General features: G+C 65.6%; 22 protein-coding genes. 4 read left to right on the forward strand and 18 right to left on the reverse strand.

Annotated features, from left to right (window positions below; genetic code table 11):
• Position 1 precedes the first annotated feature (1 nt).
• The 9 genes from pdhA to lipA form a co-directional block, all read right to left on the reverse strand.
• On the reverse strand, positions 2 to 1,030 hold the full coding sequence (gene pdhA / locus Q9R14_RS05915) for a pyruvate dehydrogenase (acetyl-transferring) E1 component subunit alpha (RefSeq protein WP_039243674.1): 1,029 nt from the start codon (positions 1,028 to 1,030) through the stop codon (positions 2 to 4).
• 134 nt (positions 1,031 to 1,164) lie between these two features.
• Positions 1,165 to 1,464, reverse strand: coding sequence for a septum formation initiator family protein (locus Q9R14_RS05920; RefSeq protein ID WP_017504845.1), 300 nt, complete (start codon positions 1,462 to 1,464; stop codon positions 1,165 to 1,167).
• Positions 1,465 to 1,602: 138 nt separating this feature from the next.
• The gene (gene eno / locus Q9R14_RS05925) at positions 1,603 to 2,880 is read right to left on the reverse strand and encodes a phosphopyruvate hydratase (RefSeq protein ID WP_039243670.1); all 1,278 of its coding nucleotides are present in this window, start codon (positions 2,878 to 2,880) and stop codon (positions 1,603 to 1,605) included.
• Positions 2,881 to 2,969: 89 nt separating this feature from the next.
• Positions 2,970 to 3,587 (reverse strand): hypothetical protein, encoded by a 618-nt coding sequence (locus Q9R14_RS05930; RefSeq protein WP_306003800.1) that lies wholly within the window; start codon positions 3,585 to 3,587, stop codon positions 2,970 to 2,972.
• Positions 3,588 to 3,696: 109 nt separating this feature from the next.
• Entirely contained in the window at positions 3,697 to 3,879 is a 183-nt protein-coding gene (gene rpmF, locus Q9R14_RS05935) for a 50S ribosomal protein L32 (protein ID WP_026108365.1), read from the reverse strand.
• A 134-nt stretch (positions 3,880 to 4,013) separates the two neighbouring features.
• The gene (locus tag Q9R14_RS05940) at positions 4,014 to 4,565 is read right to left on the reverse strand and encodes a sugar O-acetyltransferase (RefSeq protein ID WP_306003801.1); all 552 of its coding nucleotides are present in this window, start codon (positions 4,563 to 4,565) and stop codon (positions 4,014 to 4,016) included.
• Positions 4,562 to 5,677, reverse strand: a complete 1,116-nt coding sequence (locus tag Q9R14_RS05945; RefSeq protein ID WP_306003802.1) for an NAD(P)/FAD-dependent oxidoreductase — start codon at positions 5,675 to 5,677, stop codon at positions 4,562 to 4,564. Before Q9R14_RS05945 ends, Q9R14_RS05940 begins: the two co-directional genes overlap by 4 nt.
• Complete coding sequence (locus Q9R14_RS05950; RefSeq protein ID WP_306003803.1) at positions 5,674 to 6,126, reverse strand: type II toxin-antitoxin system RatA family toxin; 453 nt, start codon at positions 6,124 to 6,126, stop codon at positions 5,674 to 5,676. The genes Q9R14_RS05945 and Q9R14_RS05950 overlap by 4 nt, the downstream gene beginning before the upstream one ends.
• A gap of 7 nt (positions 6,127 to 6,133) precedes the next feature.
• On the reverse strand, positions 6,134 to 7,096 hold the full coding sequence (gene lipA, locus Q9R14_RS05955; RefSeq protein ID WP_017504838.1) for a lipoyl synthase: 963 nt from the start codon (positions 7,094 to 7,096) through the stop codon (positions 6,134 to 6,136).
• A 183-nt stretch (positions 7,097 to 7,279) separates the two neighbouring features.
• Here lipA and Q9R14_RS05960 point away from each other — a divergent pair, with 183 nt between their 5' ends.
• Positions 7,280 to 8,833 (forward strand): AMP-binding protein, encoded by a 1,554-nt coding sequence (locus tag Q9R14_RS05960; RefSeq protein ID WP_306003804.1) that lies wholly within the window; start codon positions 7,280 to 7,282, stop codon positions 8,831 to 8,833.
• On the opposite strand, the gene ygiD is transcribed toward Q9R14_RS05960, so the two are convergent.
• The 4 genes from ygiD to Q9R14_RS05980 all read right to left on the reverse strand — a co-directional run bounded on the left by ygiD (position 8,834) and on the right by Q9R14_RS05980 (position 11,589).
• Positions 8,834 to 9,592 (reverse strand): 4,5-DOPA dioxygenase extradiol, encoded by a 759-nt coding sequence (gene ygiD / locus Q9R14_RS05965; RefSeq protein ID WP_306003805.1) that lies wholly within the window; start codon positions 9,590 to 9,592, stop codon positions 8,834 to 8,836. It lies immediately after the preceding gene.
• A gap of 4 nt (positions 9,593 to 9,596) precedes the next feature.
• Complete coding sequence (gene wrbA / locus Q9R14_RS05970) at positions 9,597 to 10,199, reverse strand: NAD(P)H:quinone oxidoreductase (RefSeq protein WP_055805062.1); 603 nt, start codon at positions 10,197 to 10,199, stop codon at positions 9,597 to 9,599.
• A gap of 98 nt (positions 10,200 to 10,297) precedes the next feature.
• Positions 10,298 to 10,756 (reverse strand): hypothetical protein, encoded by a 459-nt coding sequence (locus tag Q9R14_RS05975; protein ID WP_306003806.1) that lies wholly within the window; start codon positions 10,754 to 10,756, stop codon positions 10,298 to 10,300.
• Positions 10,732 to 11,589: a D-alanyl-D-alanine carboxypeptidase family protein gene (locus Q9R14_RS05980; protein WP_306003807.1), complete on the reverse strand. Its 858-nt coding sequence runs from the start codon at positions 11,587 to 11,589 to the stop codon at positions 10,732 to 10,734. Before Q9R14_RS05980 ends, Q9R14_RS05975 begins: the two co-directional genes overlap by 25 nt.
• 105 nt (positions 11,590 to 11,694) lie before the next feature.
• Here Q9R14_RS05980 and Q9R14_RS05985 point away from each other — a divergent pair, with 105 nt between their 5' ends.
• From Q9R14_RS05985 to Q9R14_RS05995, 3 genes are read left to right on the forward strand one after another with little or no spacing between them, the layout of a single operon-like run.
• Positions 11,695 to 13,056 (forward strand): MFS transporter, encoded by a 1,362-nt coding sequence (locus tag Q9R14_RS05985; protein WP_161639248.1) that lies wholly within the window; start codon positions 11,695 to 11,697, stop codon positions 13,054 to 13,056.
• Positions 13,053 to 13,847, forward strand: a complete 795-nt coding sequence (gene mazG, locus Q9R14_RS05990; RefSeq protein WP_371929767.1) for a nucleoside triphosphate pyrophosphohydrolase — start codon at positions 13,053 to 13,055, stop codon at positions 13,845 to 13,847. The genes Q9R14_RS05985 and mazG overlap by 4 nt, the downstream gene beginning before the upstream one ends.
• A 10-nt stretch (positions 13,848 to 13,857) precedes the next feature.
• Complete coding sequence (locus Q9R14_RS05995; RefSeq protein ID WP_306003808.1) at positions 13,858 to 14,514, forward strand: HAD-IA family hydrolase; 657 nt, start codon at positions 13,858 to 13,860, stop codon at positions 14,512 to 14,514.
• A gap of 3 nt (positions 14,515 to 14,517) precedes the next feature.
• Here the strand turns inward: Q9R14_RS05995 and Q9R14_RS06000 are convergent, their stop codons facing one another.
• The 5 genes from Q9R14_RS06000 to Q9R14_RS06020 all read right to left on the reverse strand — a co-directional run bounded on the left by Q9R14_RS06000 (position 14,518) and on the right by Q9R14_RS06020 (position 20,089).
• Positions 14,518 to 16,155, reverse strand: a complete 1,638-nt coding sequence (locus Q9R14_RS06000; RefSeq protein ID WP_306003809.1) for a Na+/H+ antiporter — start codon at positions 16,153 to 16,155, stop codon at positions 14,518 to 14,520.
• A gap of 6 nt (positions 16,156 to 16,161) precedes the next feature.
• Complete coding sequence (gene hflX / locus Q9R14_RS06005; RefSeq protein WP_306003810.1) at positions 16,162 to 17,475, reverse strand: GTPase HflX; 1,314 nt, start codon at positions 17,473 to 17,475, stop codon at positions 16,162 to 16,164.
• Positions 17,476 to 17,721, reverse strand: a complete 246-nt coding sequence (gene hfq, locus Q9R14_RS06010; RefSeq protein ID WP_003164861.1) for an RNA chaperone Hfq — start codon at positions 17,719 to 17,721, stop codon at positions 17,476 to 17,478.
• Positions 17,722 to 17,822: 101 nt separating this feature from the next.
• On the reverse strand, positions 17,823 to 18,683 hold the full coding sequence (locus Q9R14_RS06015) for a D-amino-acid transaminase (protein ID WP_306003811.1): 861 nt from the start codon (positions 18,681 to 18,683) through the stop codon (positions 17,823 to 17,825).
• Entirely contained in the window at positions 18,683 to 20,089 is a 1,407-nt protein-coding gene (locus Q9R14_RS06020; protein WP_306003812.1) for a sigma-54 dependent transcriptional regulator, read from the reverse strand. Before Q9R14_RS06020 ends, Q9R14_RS06015 begins: the two co-directional genes overlap by 1 nt.
• Positions 20,090 to 20,095: the final 6 nt, after the last annotated feature.

The raw sequence follows: 20,095 nt of genomic DNA on the forward strand, positions 1-20,095 counted from the left end.
ATCAGGCCTCCACGTAGACGTCGGTATAGAGCTCGGACGGATCGGGTTCCGGGCTCTCTTGGGCGAATTGAACAGCTTCGGCGACGATCGCCTTGATCTCGTTGTCGATGGCCTTGAGCTCGTCCTCGGTCGCATTGGCGGCCGACAGCAGCGTCTTCAGGTGATCGATAGGGTCGCGGGTCTTCTTGACCTCATCGACCTCTTCCTTGGTCCGGTATTTGGCCGGGTCGGACATCGAGTGACCGCGATAACGATAGGTCTTCACTTCCAGGATGAAGGGTCCGCCGCCTTCGCGCGCGCGCTTCACCGCACGGGCCGTCGCGTCGCGCACGGCCAGCACATCCATGCCGTCGACCTGTTCGCCCGGAATGCCGAAGCTGGCGCCACGCTGATACAGCTCGGTCGTGGAGGACGAGCGTTCGATGCTCGTGCCCATGGCGTACTGGTTGTTCTCGATGATGTAGATGGCCGGCAGCTTCCACAGCTGCGCCATGTTGAAGCTCTCGTACACCTGCCCTTGGTTCGAGGCGCCGTCGCCGAAATAGACGAAGGCCACAGAATCGTCGCCGCGATACTTGCCGGCGAAGGCCAGACCGGTGCCCAGCGCCACCTGGGCGCCGACAATGCCGTGACCGCCGTAGAAGCCGGTCGGCACGTCGAACATGTGCATCGAGCCGCCCTTGCCCTTGGACGAACCGCCGCTGCGGCCGGTCAGTTCGGCCATGACTTCCTTGGGATCCATGCCGGCGGCCAGCATGTGGCCGTGGTCGCGGTATCCGGTGATGATCTTGTCGTGGCCCTGTTTGACGCTCTCCTGAACGCCGACAGCCACGGCTTCCTGGCCGATGTACAGGTGGCAGAAGCCGCCGATCAAACCCATGCCGTAGAGCTGGCCCGCACGCTCTTCGAAGCGGCGGATCAGAACCATCTCGCGATAGAAGCGCAGAAGGTCTTCCTTGGACGCCGTCGGCGTGTTGGGCAGTTTGTCAGGCGTGGTCGTCTGAGCGGATTTGGCTGGGGCTTTCGCCATCCGGTATCTCCCGGCTAGGCGCCGAGAACCGACGCCTTCTTATCGTTACGGAAAGGGGCTTTAGCAGCCTTCCTTCCGGTAACGCAAAGGGGTGCGGGTCGCCCTGTAACAATAGTTCAAGTGGTGAAGGTCGCTCAGCCTTGGGCGGCTGGGGCCGAGACTCGGATCACATAGTCGCGCGGGTCGGAGAAACCCAGGACGGCGCGAGCACGCTCTTCCAGAAGGTCGCGAGACAGACTGTCGGTGCGCAGATAGCGAACTCGCGTCTCAAGGTCGCGGCGCTGCTCGGTCAGATGCGCCAGCTGGTCCTCGCGTTGCCCCAGCAGGGCGTCGCGAGACGATCCGCTCAACAGTCCGCGCTCGCCCGTCAGCGCCTGCACCCCGAGATAGGCCAGAAGCAGCAACAGGGCGAGGGACAGGCGGTAAGGTTTCATCCGTTCGGGCACTTGGGACGCTCCTTCTGAGCGCGAAAACACAGTTCAGAAACCGTGCCCGAAAATGCCTAACGAAATGTAGCTTGACCGTAAGATTGTCGGCGGAAAACGCTGATTCTCCGCCGACAATTCTGATCTCTATTTCAGCAGCATGCCGTCGCCGAAATAGACCCCCTGATCGCCCAGCATTTCCTCGATGCGGAGCAGCTGGTTGTACTTCGCCACCCGGTCGGAGCGGGCCAACGAGCCGGTCTTGATCTGCCCGCAGTTGGTCGCCACGGCCAGGTCGGCGATGGTGTAGTCCTCGGTCTCACCCGACCGGTGGCTCATCACGGCGGTATAGCCCGCGCGGTGGGCCATATCGACGGCGTCCAAGGTTTCCGACAGGGTGCCGATCTGGTTGACCTTGATCAGGATCGAGTTCGCCAGACCTTCGCCGATACCGGCGGCCAGACGCGCCGGATTGGTCACAAACAGATCATCGCCGACCAGTTGGACCCGGTCGCCCAGGCGCTCGGTCAGCAGGCGCCAGCCGTCGAAGTCATCCTCGGCCATGCCATCCTCGATCGACACGATCGGGAAGCGTTCGCACAAGTCGACCAAGTAGGCGGCCATGCCTTCGGAATCGACGGTCTTGCCCTCGCCGGCCATGACGTATTTGCCGTCCTTGAAGAACTCGGTCGAGGCGACGTCGAGGCCCAGGTGGAAATCCTCGCCCGCGAGGTAGCCCGCCGCCTGGCCCGCCTTGGTGATGAAGCTCAGCGCCTCATCGGCCGATGCCAGATTGGGCGCAAAGCCGCCCTCGTCGCCGACGTTGGTGTTGTGGCCGGCGTCCTTCAATTGCTTCTTCAGGGCGTGGAAGATTTCGGCGCCCATGCGCACCGCGTCCGAAAACGTCTCGGCGCCGGTGGGGAGGATCATGAACTCCTGGATGTCGATCGGATTGTCGGCGTGGGCGCCGCCGTTGATGATGTTCATCATCGGGGTCGGCAGGACGCGGGCCGAGACGCCGCCCAGATAACGATACAGCTCCTGATTGGCCGACAGGGCGCTGGCCTTGGCGACGGCCAGAGACACCCCCAGGATCGCATTGGCGCCCAGACGGCCCTTGTTGGGCGTGCCGTCCAGTTCGATCATCGCCTCGTCGATCCGGCGCTGCTGCTCGGCGTCCATGCCGGACAGGGCGTCGAAGATTTCGCCGTTGACGGCGTCGACCGCCTTCTGGACGCCCTTGCCGCCCCACATGTCCTTGTCGCCGTCACGCAGCTCGACCGCTTCGTGCGCGCCTGTAGACGCGCCGGACGGAACGGCGGCGCGGCCGAACGAACCGTCTTCCAGCGTGACATCGACCTCGACCGTCGGATTGCCCCGGCTGTCGAGTATCTGGCGGGCGACGATGTCGGCAATGTCGGTCATGGCTCGGCTCTTTGGCTCAAGGGGCAAGGGAGGTCAGACGGTTTAGCCGCCTACCCGCCAAACGCCAATGCCGACATCGTCGCCGTGCGTCAGGAACAGCCCTCGACCAATTGGATCGAAGGATCGCCCGCATGGACCATCATCACCTTGCCGTCGCTGCCGATCTCATATCGAACGCCGCGCGCCGTCGGATCGGTGACATAGGTCGTCGATCCGCCTTTCGACCAGACGAACAGATCCTCGGCTGGCGCTTCCTGGTATTTATGCGGCTGGGCGAAGACCGCGCCGCCATAGGCTTGCTTGATTGCCATAGCCGTATCGCCCACCCCGAATCCGCGATCGGTCTTGGTCGTCGCACCGCGCGCCAGGGTGATTCGCGTCAGCACGCCGTTCTGGACCATCACTTGAACATCTGCGGGCGCCTTGGCCGGATGGAACTGGTCACAGACTTCGGGCTCGGCGCCGCCAGGGGCGTTCGGTTGGGGGTCCTCGCCCCAGACCTTCACCAGTTCGGCGCGCGTCATGCCGATTCGCACCGGCCCCAGCCCTTCGGCCGTCAAAGCATTGGGATCGGCGGCGGGCGTTGCGGGCGTCTCACTCGCCGAAGCGACCGGCGCTGCGGGCTCCGAGACGCGCTCTTCCGCGCGATTGCAGGCGGCAAGGGTCAGCAGCGCGCAGGCGCTGACGGCGGTGAAACGAATCATCATGCGGCGTCTCCAATGGAAGCTTCACCGGACTGAACGCACGAAAACGGCGCGCGGGTCACCGCGCGCCGTCGAAATCGTCATCCGACCGAAGTCGGGATCGCCTGAAAGACTAGTCTTCCTTGGGCGTGATGACCTGACGACCGCGATAGGTGCCGGTCTTCAGGTCGATGTGGTGCGGGCGCTTCAGCTCGCCGGTGTCCTTGTCCTCGACGTAGACGTTCGAGGTCAGGGCGTCGTGGGCGCGGCGCATGTTGCGACGCGAGGGAGATACTTTGCGCTTCGGAACGGCCATGTCCGTCTCAATCTTCTAAGTCGGGCGCCGCCCAGAGCCGAGCTCCGTCTAGCGCGAAAACAATAGCGGCGGCCCGAAAGAGCCGCCACGCGAGGCGCGGCTTATGCATGAACCGCGCGACGATTTCAAGGCGTTTAAGCAGGCGTCAGACGCCGGACGATCTTCGCAGGATTGCCGACCACCACCACGTCGGACGGCACGTCCTTTGTCACGACCGATCCCGCGCCGATCACCGAACGATCGCCGATGGTGACGCCCGCCAGAACGATGGCGCCGCCGCCGATCCAGACGTCGTCCCCGATGACGATCGGCCGCGCCGTTTCCTCGCCCCGGCGGGCGACCGCATCCAGCGGATGCTCCGGCGTCAGAAGCTGGACGCCTGGCCCAGCCTGGAAGTTGTCGCCGATACGGATCTCCGCACAGTCCAGGAACACGCAGTTGGCGTTCGCAAAGGCCCGCGCGCCCAAATGGATGTTGACGCCGTAGTCGCAGAAGAAGCCCGGCATGATGATCGCCTTACCATCGGCAGCATTGACCAGTTCGTTGACCAGGGCGCCGCGCCGATCGCGATCCGCCTCGGCGTTGATGGCGACGGTCAGGGCCACGGCGCGGGCGCGACCGTCGCGCAAATCCGGGTCGCCCGGATCATAGGGCAAGCCCGCCAGCATCTTTTCGCGCTCGGTCATGCGGCCTCCGTCAGGGCGTCAGCCACGGCTTCGCCGATGGCCAGGGAACTGGTCAGGCCCGGGCTTTCGATGCCGAACAGGGCCATCAGACCATCGATGCCGTGATGCTCGCGGCCATGAAGCTGGAAGTCCGGTTGCGGCTCGCCCGGCCCATGCAGTTTGGGCCGAATGCCGGCGTAGTCCGGTGTCAGGGCGCCGTCGGGCAATCCCGGCCAAAAGCGGCGGATGTAAGTGGCGAACTCTTCGGCCTTGGCGGGATCGACCGAATAGTCCTCGGTGTCGACATAGGCCAGATCGGGGCCGAACACGGCCTGACCGCCCAGATCCTTGCGATAGTGGGTGCCCAGCGCGCCGGGGATGGGCGGCGGATAGATCAGGCGGTCGAACGGCGCCTTGCCCGTCAGCCGGAAATAGACGCCCTTGCCGAAATGTCCGGCAGGGATGTCGCCGGGCGGATAGCCTTCGATCAACGCCGCCACCGCCTGGGCCGACAGTCCGGGCGCGGTGACCAGAAGGCGGCTGGTGACCTGCATCGTCCCCTCCCCGCCGACACGGATCGTGAAGCCTCCGCCCGCCAGCGGCTCCGCGCCCTCGAACGGCGCCGAGACCACGACCGATCCGCCCGCATCCTCGATCTCGCCCTGCAGGGCCAGCATATAGCCGTGGCTGTCGAACAGGCCGCTCTCGGGCGACAGGATGGCGGCGTGGGCGTTCAGCTCCGGCTCCAGCGCCCGCGCCTGGGCGCCGGTCAGATGCGCCAGCCCCTCGACGCCGTTCGCCGTCGCCTGTTCGAAGATCGCCTCGATCCGCTCGACCTCGGCCTCTTGCGTCGCCACGACCAGCTTGCCGCATTTCCAATGGTCGATCTTGCGGCTGGCCAGGAAGTCGTAGAGCGCGCGGCGTCCCTCGACGCAGAAGCGGGCCTTCAGCGATCCGGTCGGGTAATAGAGGCCGCCGTGGATCACCTCGGAATTACGAGAGGAGACGCCCTGCCCGATGTGGCCTTCTTTCTCCAGCACCAACACCGTCAGGCCACGTTTCGACAGCGCCCGACCGCAGGCCAGGCCCACAGCCCCGGCGCCCACGACCGTCGCGTCGAAATCTAAACTCATCGGACGCCGAATCTTCGTTTCGCCTCGGCCTCGAAACAGCCGATCAGCTTTTCCACGGCCCGGTCGAAGTTCGCCGACAGCATCATGTCCAGCATCCGGGACTTGAAGGCGAAGTCGATAATGAACTCCAGCCGCGTGCCGTCCTGATGGGGAAAGAACTCCCAACGGTTCTTCAGGTGCTTGAAGGGGCCGCGCAGCAAGCCGACCTCGACCTTGGGCGCATTGCGATCATGCCGGACCCAGGTGGAGAATCGCTCCTTCAGGAAGGAAAACCCGACGCTGGCCTCCGCGTCCTGCAGGCCGACGCCGTCGCCTTCCTCGCGCCCGTTCCAGACGCGCATCGACGTCACCCACGGTACGAAGTCGGGATAGGCGCGCACGTCGGCGACCAGATCGGCAAGCTGTTTGGGCGCATAGGGAAGAATGCGCGTGACGCGGTGGACGGCCATGGGGGACTTAGCGGCGCAGCTGCGCCTCGCGCGCCGCCTTCAGCCGGGCGAAGTCGTCGCCGGCGTGGTGGGACGAACGCGTCAGCGGGCTGGACGACACCATCAGGAAGCCCTTGGCCCGGGCGATCGCCTCATAGGCCTTGAACTCTTCCGGCGTGACGAAGCGGTCGATGGCGGCATGTTTGCGCGTCGGCTGCAGATACTGGCCGATGGTGATGAAGTCGACACCAGCAGACCGCATGTCGTCCATCACCTGCATGACCTCTTCCTTGGTCTCGCCCAGGCCGACCATGATGCCGGACTTGGTGAACTGGTTCGGGTCGCGCTCCTTCACCATCTGCAACAGGCGCAGGCTGTGGAAGTAGCGCGCGCCCGGCCGGATCTTCAGATAAAGGCGCGGCACGGTCTCGAGGTTATGATTGAAGACGTCCGGCTTGGCGTCGATCATCACGGCCGCCGCCCCGTCCTTTCGCAGGAAGTCGGGCGTCAGGATCTCGATGGTAGTGTCCGGCGCCTGAATGCGGATCTGGCGCACCACCTCGGCGAAGTGGGCTGCGCCGCCGTCGGCCACATCGTCGCGATCGACTGAGGTGATGACGACGTGGTTCAGGCCCATCTGCTGGACGGCCAGGCCCACCTTGCCCGGCTCTTCCGGATCCAGCGGCTGGGGCAAGCCCGTCTTGACGTTGCAGAAGGCGCAGGCCCGCGTGCAGGTGTCGCCCATGATCATCAGGGTGGCGTGCTTCTGACTCCAGCACTCGCCGATGTTCGGGCAGGCCGCCTCTTCACAGACCGTCACCAGTCCCTTGGAGCGAACGATCTCCTTGGTGGCGTTATACTGACCAGAACCCGGCGCCTTGACCCGCAGCCAGTCGGGCTTTTTCAGAACGACCGACTCGGGCCGGTTCTGCTTTTCGGGGTGACGCAGCTCGGACGGCTTGCGCTGAAGGGTGTCGATCAGGGTGACCATGGCCGGTATTTCGGACTTTGAGGCCGTTTAGGCAAGGCACACCGGGTAACAGACTTGCCGCAGGCGTGATCGCGCATCGGAACTCACGCGACGTTACGCATCTTTTCAAGCTGAGGCGACGTCATTAATGACAGTCGCCCGAACAACAGAGAGGGCCGCCCGCGTCCTCCGTAGGAGACGCGCTTGCGCCAGGCCCTGGATCCCTCGCTTTACGACTCGACCCTGATCGACGCCCTGATCGATGCGCGGTCGCGGTTCGGCGACAAGGAAATCCTTGAGGATCAGGACCGGCATCCGCTGACCTACACCGGCCTGATCCGCGCCGCCTTCGTGCTGGGCCGCAAGATCGCCAACATGACTGACAAGGGCGAGCGGGTCGCCATCCTGCTGCCGTCGTCGATGGGCGTCGTCGTCACCTTCTTCGGTCTGCACGCCCACGGTCGTGTGCCGGTGATGCTGAACTTCACCGCTGGCGAGGCCAATCTGAAGGCGGCGATCAAGGCCTCGGGCGTCAAGAAGGTGCTGACCGCCAAACGCTTCATCGACCAGGCCAAGCTGGACGACCTGATCGTCGAACTGAAGACGGTGGCCGAGGTCGTCTGGCTGGACGACGTGCGCAAGACCATCGGCCTGGCCGACAAGCTCTATGGCCTCGCCGCCGGCGCGGCGCCCAAGCGGTTCCGCGTGAAGACGGACCCCGACGCGCCTGGCGTCGTCCTGTTCACCTCCGGCAGCTTCGGCACGCCCAAGGGCGTGGTGCTGAGCCAGAAGAACCTCGTCGCCAATGCGCGTCAGGTGGCGGCCCATATCGACCTGTCGCCGGACTGGGTGATGTTCAATCCCCTGCCGACGTTCCACTGTTTCGGCCTGACCGGTGGGGTCATCCTGCCGCTGCTCCAAGGGTTGAAGGCCTTCCAGTATCCGTCGCCGCTGCACGCCAAGCAGATCACCGACCTGCTGCCCCAGGTGAACGCCTCGATCCTGTTCGCGACCGACACCTTCCTGAACCAGTACGGCCGCGTCGCCGAACCGAACGACTTCTCGACGTTGAAGTTCGTGGTCGCCGGCGCCGAGAAGGTGCGCGAGGAAACCCGCACCCTGTTCAACACCAAGTTCGGCGGCGTCGAACTGCTGGAAGGCTATGGCGCGACCGAGGCCTCGCCTGTCATCGCCGTCAACCATCCCGACCGCAATACGCCCGGCACGGTGGGCCAGGTGCTGCCTGGCATCGACTGGAAGCTGGAACCGGTCGAGGGCATCGACGCCGGCGGTCGCCTGATGCTGCGCGGTCCCAATGTCATGAGCGGCTATGTCACCTCGGCCGAGCCCTTGCAGTGGGATCCGATCGGCGACGACTGGCTGGACACCGGCGACATCGTCGACGTGACCGACGACGGCTATGTCACCATCCGCGGCCGCGCCAAACGTTTCGCCAAGATCGGCGGGGAGATGGTCTCGCTGACCGCCGTCGAAGGGATCGCCGGCGCCGTCTGGCCGGACCAGCGCCACGCCGTCGTGTCGATCCCGGACAGCCGCAAGGGCGAGAAGCTGGTGCTCGTCACTGACCATGCAGACGCTGAGGTCGCGCCCCTGGCTGAATGGGCGCGGACCAACGGTGCGCCCGAACTGATCGTGCCGAAAAAGATCGTCAAGGTCGCCGAGGTCCCCGTCCTGGGCACCGGCAAGACCGACTACGTGTCGATCCAGAAGATGGTCGAGGCCGAGAAGGCGGCCTGATCAGCCGATCTGGACGCCCGTCATGGAGATCGAGCCGCCCTCGATACGGTCGTTGAAGAAGCTGACCGCCTCGCCCGGCTCCTGCTGGGCGGCGATATAAAGCACTGGCAGGAAATGTTCGTCGGTCGGCACGCTCAGTTGCGCGTCCTCGGCCAGACCCACCCAGTCGATCAGCGCCTCATGGTCGCCCCGTTCGAACGCCGCCTTGACCGCCTCGTTGAAGCCGGTCGCCCAGGCGTAGGGCTCTGCGCCGTCCTCGCGCTTCCAGGTCCGCAGATTGTGAACGAAATCGCCCGAGCCGGCGATGACGATCCCCTCGTCGCGCAGCGGTTTCAGCGCCTTGGCCAGGTCGTAATGCTGGCGCGCCGTCAACTCGCGATTCAGCGACAACTGCACCACCGGCACGTCCGCCCCTGGCCACACATGGCACAGCACCGACCAGGTCCCGTGATCCAGGCCCCACGCTTGCGTCCGGACGGCGCCGGTCAGCGCCGACACCCGCGCCGCCAAGGCGGGCGACCCGGGCGCCGGATACTGCATCTCATGAAGTTCGCGCGGGAAGTTGCCGAAGTCATGGATGGTCTCGGGCTTCTCCTGCGCGGTGACGCCCAACCCGCGCGTCTCCCAGTGGGCGGAGATCATCACCACACCCTTGGGCTTGCCGATCGCTTCGCCCAGCCCACGCCAGGCGGCCCCATAGGGACCGCCGAGCGCATTCATGGGCGAACCGTGGCCGAAGAAGACGGCGGGCTGGCGCATCGGATCAGCCGTGCAGCTTCTTGGCCAGCTCGGCGATATGCTTGCCCTGGAACCGGGCGCCGTCCAGCTCGACGTCGCTGGGCTGACGCGAGCCGTCGCCGCCCGTGATCGTCGATGCGCCATAGGGCGAACCGCCGTGGATGGCGTCCAGCGTCATCTGTCCCTGGAAGGAATAGGGCAGACCCACGACCGGCATGCCGTGGTGCATGAAGAAGTTGTGCAGGCCCTGGAAGGTCGTCTCCTGACCGCCATGTTGTGTTGCCGTCGCGGTGAAGGCCCCGCCCACCTTGCCGATCAGGGCGCCCGAGAACCACAGGCCGCCGGCCTGATCCAGGAAGGCGCGCATCTGCGACGCGGCTGAACCGAAGCGTGTGCCGGCGCCGATGATGATGGCGTCGTAGTCCTTCAGATCGTCGATCTTCGCGATCGGCGCCTTCTGATCCAGCTTGTAGTGCGAGGCCTTGGCCAGCTCTTCCGGCACAGTTTCCGGCACGCGCTTGATGTCCACGACGGCGCCTTCGACCTCGCGCGCGCCTTCGGCAACCGCCTCGGCCATGGTTTCCAGGTGACCATAGGTCGAATGATAGAGGACGAGGACTTTCGGCATCGAGGAGGCTCCATTGAATGACAAGGGTCGTCATTCGCAACAACGACCGTTGCTAACTTGGCGCGCTGCTGAGCCTTCCGCAAGTCCCCGACATCAAATCACGTCTTGAAGGGACAGACGGTATCGTAAAAGGCCTCGTCGCCCGGCGTGGGGCGACCGCGGCGACAGTGGAAACGATGCTCCATCACCATCGCCTGCTGCTCAATGTTCAACGCGTCCCACCGGCAGGTCGGTTCCACGCGATAGACGTAGGAGGCCGAGGCGTCCCCAGCCTTCAGCTTTGCGAACAGCAGATTGACGCCCTGCTGGACCTGCCAGACGTGCGTCAATTCATGAATCAGAACGCCCTGCATTCGCTCGGACGCCAAAGTGAAGTCTGCGACAAGCTGCGCTTGCGGCCACACGATCCAGTCTCGCCCGAACCAGCGCCCGGCGACGAAGGCGCGGCGGAACGGCCAACCGATCAAGCGGACGGGCGCCAGGTTGATCGCGGCCCCGAAGGCCTCTCGTGCAAGCGATTTCTCAGCTTCGGTCAGGGCGCGAACGAAGGATCCCAAGGCTTCACATACTCCCAGTGCCACGGCTCATAGACATAGGGCACAAAGCCGAAACGCCCAGCGTTCGCCACTAGCCATCGATACGTCGCCGACCGCGCCATGTATTCGCGGCTGGCCGGGGTGGTGGAATCGACGCCCAGACCCGGCGCCTGGCCGACATACAGATCGACCGCCGTGCCCGTCCGATGCGGCGAGCAGACCGCGCGACGCAGGCCATCGCAGTTGCCCTGCTGCGCACAGCGCGCAGCGTCCGCCTCAGGATCGCGGAAGCCGGAGAAAATCTGCAGCAGTTCGGGATCGGCGCCCACTTCCGGAACCTCAGCCCGTGCGGCCGCGACCAGCCGGCGATAGGCGTCCAGCACGTCCCGGCGCAGCAAGCGTGTCAGACGGTCGGCATGTTCCTCGGACGCGACCAGATAGCCGAGCTGATTGATCGGCGGCGGCTCGGGACAGGCTCCGCCGACGCGCGCCATCACGAACGGCCGCCGCTCCTGCCAAAGGCCGCGAAACACCTGGAATGTCGCCGCATCGAACAGGCCGGTCGGCGCCAGGCCATAGGTCTGCTGAAACCCCGCCAGTTGCGACGCGAAGATCGGCGTGCCGGGCCCGCACATCGTATGCAGTTCGCGCTGGATCAGCGGCAGATAGGCCTGCCACCCCCACTCCGCCGCTCCGAACGGCGCCCATTCCATGCCGTAGGCCGATTCAGCGTTCGCCAGTCCCTGCGCCTGCCAGCCGTCGGCATTGGTGTGGCAAAGCCCGGCCGCACGCGCGCCGCCGGCAAACGTAAGAACGAAGCAAACGGACAGGAACGCAAAAAGGCTTCGCCACATGTCCCACAGGAAGCCCCAAGCCGGTCGATCTCACAAGTGCATGCGTCACCGATCGCTGGCATGGTGACGCGCGGCCGACTCGCGCCGCGCCTTTCGGACCGACGCATGTCCACCGCCGCGCCGACCGCGCCCCGCCGTTCCAACGCCGTGCTTGCGGCCTTCTCCGGCCCGTGCCTGCCGCTGGCGGCCTTCGGCGTCGCCCTGCCCGTCACCCTGCCGGAGTTCTACGCCACCCATGTGGGCCTGGAGCTGGGAGTCGTGGCGGCCGTCTTCATGGCCGTGCGCCTGATCGACATCGTCTTCGACCCCTTCATCGGCTGGGGCATGGACAAGACCAAGACGCGGTTCGGTCGCTACCGTCCGTGGATGGCGATCTCGACGCCGATCCTGATGCTGTCGGCCTTCATGATGTTCGTCGTGGTCCAGCCCGGCGCCGGACCGGCCTATCTGTTTGGCTGGCTGCTGGTCCTGTATCTCGGCTTTTCGATCGGCACCCTGGGCCAACTCGGCTGGGCCGCCGTGCTTGCCCCGCAGTATGACCAGCGCAGCCGCGTCTATGGCTGGTGGCAGGTGTTCAACATCATCGGCGTCATTCTGATCCTGGTGCTGCCGACCGTGGTGGTTCAGACGGGCATTGGTAACTATGCCGACGGCGTGCGCATCATGGGCTGGGCCATCCTGATCGCCCTGCCCGTCACCATCGGCCTGGCCATGGTCGCCGTGCCGGAGCCCGTCAACGCGGGCGACCAGCCGCACGGCGGCGCCGGCGCCTATCTGGCGCTGTTGAAGATGCCGACGGTCAGAAAACTGTTGATCGCCGATCTTCTGCTGGGCGTTGCGCCGGGCATCACGGGTTCGCTGCTTTTCTTCTTCTTTGGACAGATCAAGGGCTACGACCACAGTCAGGCCGGCCTATTCATGCTGTTCTATTTCATCGCCGGTCTGTGCGGCGCGCCCATCTGGGCCTGGCTGGCCACGCGGATCGGCAAGGACAAGGCCCTGGCTGTCGCCAGCCTGATCTTCGCGGCCCTCTATATCGCCGCCACCCTGGTTCCCGGCGGCAACTTCATGCTGACGGCAGGCGCCATGTTCATCGCCGGCCTGCCCTATGCGGCCGGCCTGTTCCTGCTGCGCGCCATGATGGCGGACGCGGGCGACGAGGTGCGGCTGGAGACCGGCGTGGATCGCACCGGACTGATGTTCTCCATCCTGTCCGCGACGACCAAGATCGGCCATGTGGTCGCGCTGATCCCCTACCTGATCCTGCAGGGCGTGGGCTTCAAGGCTGTGCCCGGACCGACGGGCAACAGCGATTTTTCCCTGCTGACGCTCCAAATCCTATTCATTCTGGTCCCCGGCCTGTTGCTGGCCGCCGCCGCCTGGGTGCTGAAGGGCTATCCCCTGACGCCGAAGCGGCACGATGAAATCCGCCTCGCCCTGGAAGCTCGCGACGGAGCCCGCCGTTGAGACCGATCGACCGCCTGCTCGACGTCATGGAACGGTTGCGCGATCCTGACGGCGGCTGCCCCTGGGACGTGGAGCAGACCTTCGCCACCATAGCCCCCTACACGATCGAGGAGGCCTATGAGGTCGCTGACGCCATCGAGCGCAACGATCTGGTCGAACTTAAGGGCGAACTGGGCGACCTGCTCTTTCAGGTCGTCTTCCATGCCCGCATGGCCGAGGAACAGGGGCTGTTCGCTTTCGACGACGTGGTCACGGCCATCGCCGACAAGCTGGAGCGCCGGCACCCCCACGTCTTTGGTGACGCGGCAAATCGCTCCTCGAAGGAACAGGCCACCGCCTGGGAAGTCATCAAGGCCGCCGAGCGCAAGGACCGCAAAAAACCCGGGGTCCTGGATGATGTGCCCGTTGGCCTGCCCGCCCTGACCCGCGCCGCCAAACTGACCAAGCGCGCCGGCCGCGTGGGCTTCGACTGGCCCTCCACCGACGAGGTCTTCGACAAGCTGGCCGAAGAGGTCGAGGAATTGCGCGTCGAGATCGCCGCCGGCGACAAGGCCAAGGCGCGCGAAGAGCTGGGCGACCTTCTGTTCGTCGTCGCCAACCTGGCGCGCAAGCTGGACGTCGAGCCCGAAGACGCCCTGCGCGCCGCCAACGCCAAGTTCGTGCGCCGCTTCGGCTTCATCGAGGCGGAACTGGCCAAGGACGGCCGTACGCCCGACCAATCGGACCTGGCAGAGATGGACCGCCTCTGGGACGCCGCAAAGGTCGCGGAAAAGGCCGCGCCTCAAGCCTGAGCGACCCTGCGTGACCTACGACCTTATCATCTTCGACTACGACGGCGTGGTCGCCGACAGCGAGGTGCTGAACAGCACCGTCATGGCCGAGCAACTGACCGCCATCGGCCTGCCGACCTCGCTTGACGACGTCTTGGCCGCCTATACCGGCAAGCGCTGGCGCGACAATCGGCCGGTCGTCGAGGCAGCCTTAGGTCGTGCCTGTCCTGACAACTTCCACACGACATGGTTTGCGACCTGTCGCCAGCGCGCGCCGCAGCAACTTGAACCCGTGCCCGGTCTGCTGGACTTCGTCGCCGCCCGCCGCGAGCCCCGCTGCATCGCCTCGTCGAGCGGCCCCGACTGGATCGGCGTCGGCCTGAACCTGTTCGGCCTGACGGATCATTTCGACGGCGCGGTCTTCACCGGCCTGGTGGTCGAGCGCGGCAAGCCCCACCCCGACATCTTCCTGCACGCCGCTGACGCCATGGGCGTCGATCCGGCGCGCGTCCTGGTCATCGAAGACAGCGAGGCGGGCGTCACCGCAGGCGTCGCGGCCGGTATGACGGTCGTGGGACTGACGGCGGGCGGTCATGTCCGCGACGGCCATGCCGAACGCCTGACGGCGCGCGGCGCCCACCACATCGCCGACAGCTATGCCGCCGTCTCCGCCTTCATGGATCGCTGAGCGTCAGAGGTAGCGCAGTTCCTGTAGATCGACGTCACGGAACAGCTTCTTGGCCGTAACCTCGTCCAGCTGACGCGCCCTCATCAATCGGCGCAATTCCTCGCGTTCTGCGGCCAGCCCGGCAAGCCAGAGACGACGCTCGATGTCGTCCATCTTGCGCGTCAGGGCGGCGTCTTCCTCGTCGGTGCGGGTGTGGGTCTCGATCCGCTGGCGATAGGTTTCCATGATCCGCCCGGCGATGTCGGAATAGAGGTCGGGGTTGGACTTGCCCTCCGCCATGGCGTGCGAGGCGTCCTCGATGGCGCGGATGGCGGCCGAGGCGGCGGCGACCCGACCCCGATCCTCTTCCTGCTCGTGCGACGGCTCCGGCGGCAGTTCGACGTTCTTCAGCAACCGGGGCAAGGCGAAGGTCGCCAGCACCAGCGACACCACGATCACGCCCGCCGCCAGGAAGATCGCCAGGTTCCGCGACGGCATCGGCGACCCGTCGCCCAAGGCGAACGGCAGGGTCAGAATACCCGCCAGAGTGATCGCACCCCGCACGCCCGCCAGAGACATCACCATGGTCAGCCGCAAACCGACCTTGGCCGGCGGCCCGCGATGGCGTCGGCGAAACAGGGTCAGCTTCAGCGAGGTCCACACCCAGACGAACCGCAGCGCCGCCAGGGTGGCGACGATGCCGAACACATAGACCGCCAGCCACCAGACCTCGGGCCGGCTGGTGCCCGCCACCACCTCGGCCGCCCGCGACATGATCGAGGGCATCTGTTCACCCAGGATCACGAAGATGATGCCGTTGGCGACGAACTGAACCGTGTCCCACACGACGCTGCGCCGGATTCGCGTCATCGCCATCGACTGGCCGGCGATGCCGCCGCGTTCGGTGAAACTCATCGTCACCCCGGCCGCCACCGCCGCCAGGATGCCTGACGCATGCAGTTCTTCTGCGACCAGATAGGCCGCAAACGGGATCAACAGGCTGATGAGAATCTGCGCGCCCACGTCCTCGCCCCAGCGTCGGCTGACGAAGCTCTTGGCGTAGCTGATGGCCATGGTGACCAGAACGCCGACGGCGACCCCGACCAGGGCCAGCCAGGCGAACGTCCCAACCGCATGGCCGATCGAAAACGCGCCCGTCGTCGCGGCGGCGACAGCGATCCGCATGCAGGTCAGGCCTGTCGCGTCGTTCAACAGCGACTCGCCTTCCAGAATGTGCATCAGACGCTTGGGGATGGGCGCCCGCGCTGCGATCGCCTGAACCGCGATGGGATCGGTCGGCGACAGTATGGCGGCCAGGGCGAAAGCGACCGGCAGCGGCATCTCCGGGATCATCCACCAGATCAGAAAACCCAGACCGACGACGGTGAACAGCACCAGCCCCAGCGCCAGCTCGAGGATGACCGCCCGGTCGCGAAACAGGTCTTCCTTGGGAATTCGCCAGCCATCCAAAAACAGCAGCGGCGGCAGGAACAGCAGAAAGAAGATGTCCGGCTCAAGATCGACCGTCTTGCCCGTCATCAGGACGATGGCGGCGCCCAGCCCGATCTGAACCAAGGGCAAGGCGATGCGCGTGATCCGTGCGATCGAACCCGACACCACCACGGCCAACAGCAGAAGCAGGACGGTTTCGATCAGATGCATGAAAACTCAGTCGGTCAGGTCGGGATACAGGCGCTCGAATCGCCCGAGCGCCGCAGGATGCAGCCGCACCGTGACGTGAGTACGGCCAAGCTCGTCAGCATCGCGCGACGTGACCCGCCCATGTTCGTACAGCCACGCCAGGGCGTCGCCCTGATGCGGCTCCAGCGTCAGCTGGGTCTCGGGATCATCGTCGATCAGGCCGGCGATGATCTGGCGCAGAGGCTCGATCCCCTCGCCCGTCCAGGCTGAGACGGCGACCGCCTCACCGTCTTTCGCCAACCGTTCGGCCTGACCAAGCACGGTCTCGCGCGCTTCGTCATCCAGCAGGTCGATCTTGTTCCAGACCTCCAGCACCCGGCGCGTCTTGCCCTCTGGCGTCTCGATCTGTTTCAGCACGGCCTCGACGTCCTTGGCCTGGGCGGCGCTGTCGGGCGAGGCGATGTCGCGGACATGCAGGATCAGATCGGCCTCGCCGACTTCCTCCAGCGTGGCGCGGAAGCTCTCGACCAGTTCGTGCGGCAGGTCGGAGATGAAGCCGACGGTGTCCGCCACGATGGCGGGCCGCCCCTGTGGCAGGCGGATGGTGCGCTGGGTCGTATCCAGCGTCGCGAACAGCAGATCCTTGGCGAAGACCTCTGATCCCGTCAGCCGGTTGAACAGCGTCGACTTGCCGGCGTTGGTGTAGCCGACCAGGGCGATCGTCGGGAACGGCGCCTTCTGACGCTGTTTGCGGTGCAGGCCGCGCGTGCGACGCACCTCTTCCAACTCGGCCTTCAGCCTGACGATCCGGTCGGCGATCAGTCGCCGGTCCAGTTCGATCTGAGTTTCGCCGGGCCCGCCGGTCGAACCGGTGCCGCCACGTTGCCGCTCGAGGTGGGTCCAGGTGCGCACCAGACGCGACCGCTCATAATCCAGCCGCGCCAGCTCGACCTGAAGCCGCCCCTCCTTGGTCCGCGCGCGACGGCCGAAGATTTCCAGGATCAGGCCGGTGCGGTCGATGACCTTCACCTCCCACGCCTTTTCCAGATTGCGCTGCTGCACCGGCGTCAGGGCGTCGTCGATGATGACGGCTTCGGCGTCCGCGGCGCGCACGAGCGCGGCCAGTTCCTCGACCTTGCCCGTGCCGAACAGGGTCGCAGGCGTGGTGCTGCGCAGCCGCACGATCTCTTCGGCGCGCACGTCGAGGTCCAGCGCACGGGCAAGGCCCGCAGCCTCCACCAGCCGTTCGCTCGCCAGCCGGGGACTGTCCGAGCGTCGGTCGGGGTGAATGACGACCGCCCGGATCAGCGGGACGGTGTGGTCGATCAGTTTTTGGGTCAATCAGTCTTCTTCGGCGTCGGGCTCGTACAGCTGCACGGGCGCGGACGGCATGATGGTTGAGATGGCGTGCTTGTACACCAGCTGGGACTGGCCATCGCGGCGCAGCAGGACACAGAAGTTGTCGAACCAGGTCACGATACCCTGCAACTTGACCCCATTGACCAGGAAGATAGTCAGCGGCGTCTTGGTCTTGCGGACCGAGTTGAGGAAGGTGTCCTGAAGGTTCTGACGTTTGTCTTGCGACATGGCAGGTTTTTCCTGTTCTTCGTTGTTTGTCGCCGTGGGAGCGGCGGGGCCGATGCAGCCGACCGCGACCTTAACCGCCGCCCGGCCGCTCGGGCAACGCCCTAAATGGCCCCTCGACGCGCCTGTTCAAGATAGAGTTCCCGCAGGCGGGTCGCGACCGGGCCGGGCTGGCCGTCGCCGATCTTCACGCCGTCCAGCGAAACCAGCGGCATGACGAAGGCGCTAGCGGCGGTGACGAACACCTCGCGCGCCCGTTTCGCTTCATCGACCGAGAAGGCGCGTTCTTCCAGTTCGACACCCTCGGCGGCGGCGAGATTGAGGACCGCCGCTCGCGTTACGCCCCGCAGGATATTGGCCTGGATGTCCCGTGTTCTCAGCCTGCCGTCCTCATCCACGATCCACGCATTGGTCGATGCGCCTTCGGTGATCAGACCCATGTCGTCATACATCAGGCACTCATAGGCGCCGCGCTCGCGCGCCGCCTGTTTGGCCAGCACGTTCGGCAAGAGACCGACGGTCTTGATGTCGCAACGCCCCCAACGAACATCGGGCTGGGTGACGCCGGCTGCGCCGTTTTTCGCCAGTCGCTGATTTCGCGCCGGATCCATCGACTTGGCCGTCACGATCACGCTGGGCGCGACATCGACCGGAAAACCATGATCGCGCGGCGCCGTGCCGCGTGTGACCTGCAGATAGACCATGCCGTGACGTACGCGATTTCGCCGCACGGTCTCGCGCAGAACGACGCCCAAGGCGCCGGCGCTCATCGGAATGTCGATCTTCAGTTCGCTCAGGCTGCGATGAAGGCGGCTCATATGACCTTCGAAATCGGCCAGCCGCCCGTCAAAGACGGACCAGACCTCATAGACGCCATCTGCAAACTGGAAACCGCGATCCTCGATATGGACCACGGCCTCGCCATGCGCGCTGTAGGCGCCATTCACATAGGCGACGCGTGACATCAGGCCGGTTCTTCCTCATCGCCGCCGCGCGCAGGCGACACGCCCAGCGACTTCAGCTTCCTGTGCAGGGCCGATCGCTCCATGCCGATGAAGGCGGCGGTGCGCGAGATATTGCCGCCGAACCGCATGATCTGCGCCGCCAGATATTCCCGTTCGAAGACCTCGCGCGCCTCGCGCAGCGGCAGGGCGATGGTGCGCTCGCCGCCCAGGTTCGCCGTCCCGCCGTTCGAGGTCGCCACCTCCTGCGGCAGCATGTCGGCGGTGATCGTCTCGGCCGGATCACCGGTCGCCAGGATCAGCAGACGCTCGATATTGTTGCGCAGCTGGCGGATGTTGCCGGGCCACGGATGAACCTGCAGCACCGCCACCGCGTCGTCCCCGACGATGCGTTTAGGCAGTCCCTGCGAAGCGCTGATCGTGTCGACGAAATATTCGACCAGCTCGGCGATGTCCTCGCGCCGTTCCGACAGCGGCGGGACACGGATCGGCACCACGTTCAAACGGTGGAACAGGTCTTCGCGGAAACGCCCCTCTGCGATCTCGGCCTTCAGATCGCGCGAGGTGGAGGTCACGACCCGCACATCGACCTGAACGTCCTGCTCTCCGCCGACCCGACGGAAACGCTGATCGACCAGGACGCGCAGAATACGGCTCTGGCTCTCGCGCGGCATGTCGCTGATTTCGTCCAGATATAGCGTGCCGTTGTGGGCGCGTTCGAACACGCCGATCTTGCGGGGGCGGCCGTCTTGGCCCTCTTCGCCGAACAGTTCGACGTCCAGACGTTCCGGCGTCATGCCGGCGGCCGAAATCGCGACGAACTCGGCGCGCGCGCGCGGGCTGGCTTCGTGGATCTGGCGCGCCACCAGCTCCTTGCCCGAGCCGGCCGGTCCGGCGATCAAGACCCGGCTGTTGGCCTGGGCCACCTTGGCGATGGTGCTGCGCAAGGCCTGCGCGGCCTGCGATCGGCCGATCAGACCCGACGGCGTCATGGTCGCCGCGCGCAGGCGGCGGTTCTCACGCTTCAGCGTCGCCGCCTCGATAGCGCGTTCGACCACGACGACCAGCCGATCCGACTTGAACGGCTTTTCGATGAAGTCATAGGCGCCGCGTTTCAGCGCCGTCACCGCCGTCTCGATGTTGCCGTGACCGGAAATCATCACCACCGGCAGGTCAGCGTCCAGTTCCTTGACGACCTCCAGCAACTCCAGCCCGTCCAGCCCCCCGCCCTGCATCCAGATATCCAGGATCGCCAGCGACGGCTTCCTGGCCCGGATCGCGGCGAGGGCTTCGTCGGAGTTGGCGGCGACGCGCACGGCATGGCCCTCGTCCTCCAGCAGGCCGGACACCAGGTCGCGGATGTCGGCCTCGTCATCGACAACGAGAATGTCGGAACCGGTTGGTCGCATCTTGCC

Source organism: Brevundimonas sp. C43, assembly GCF_030732185.1.
In the GTDB taxonomy this organism is placed as follows: Bacteria; Pseudomonadota; Alphaproteobacteria; order Caulobacterales; family Caulobacteraceae; genus Brevundimonas; species Brevundimonas diminuta_C.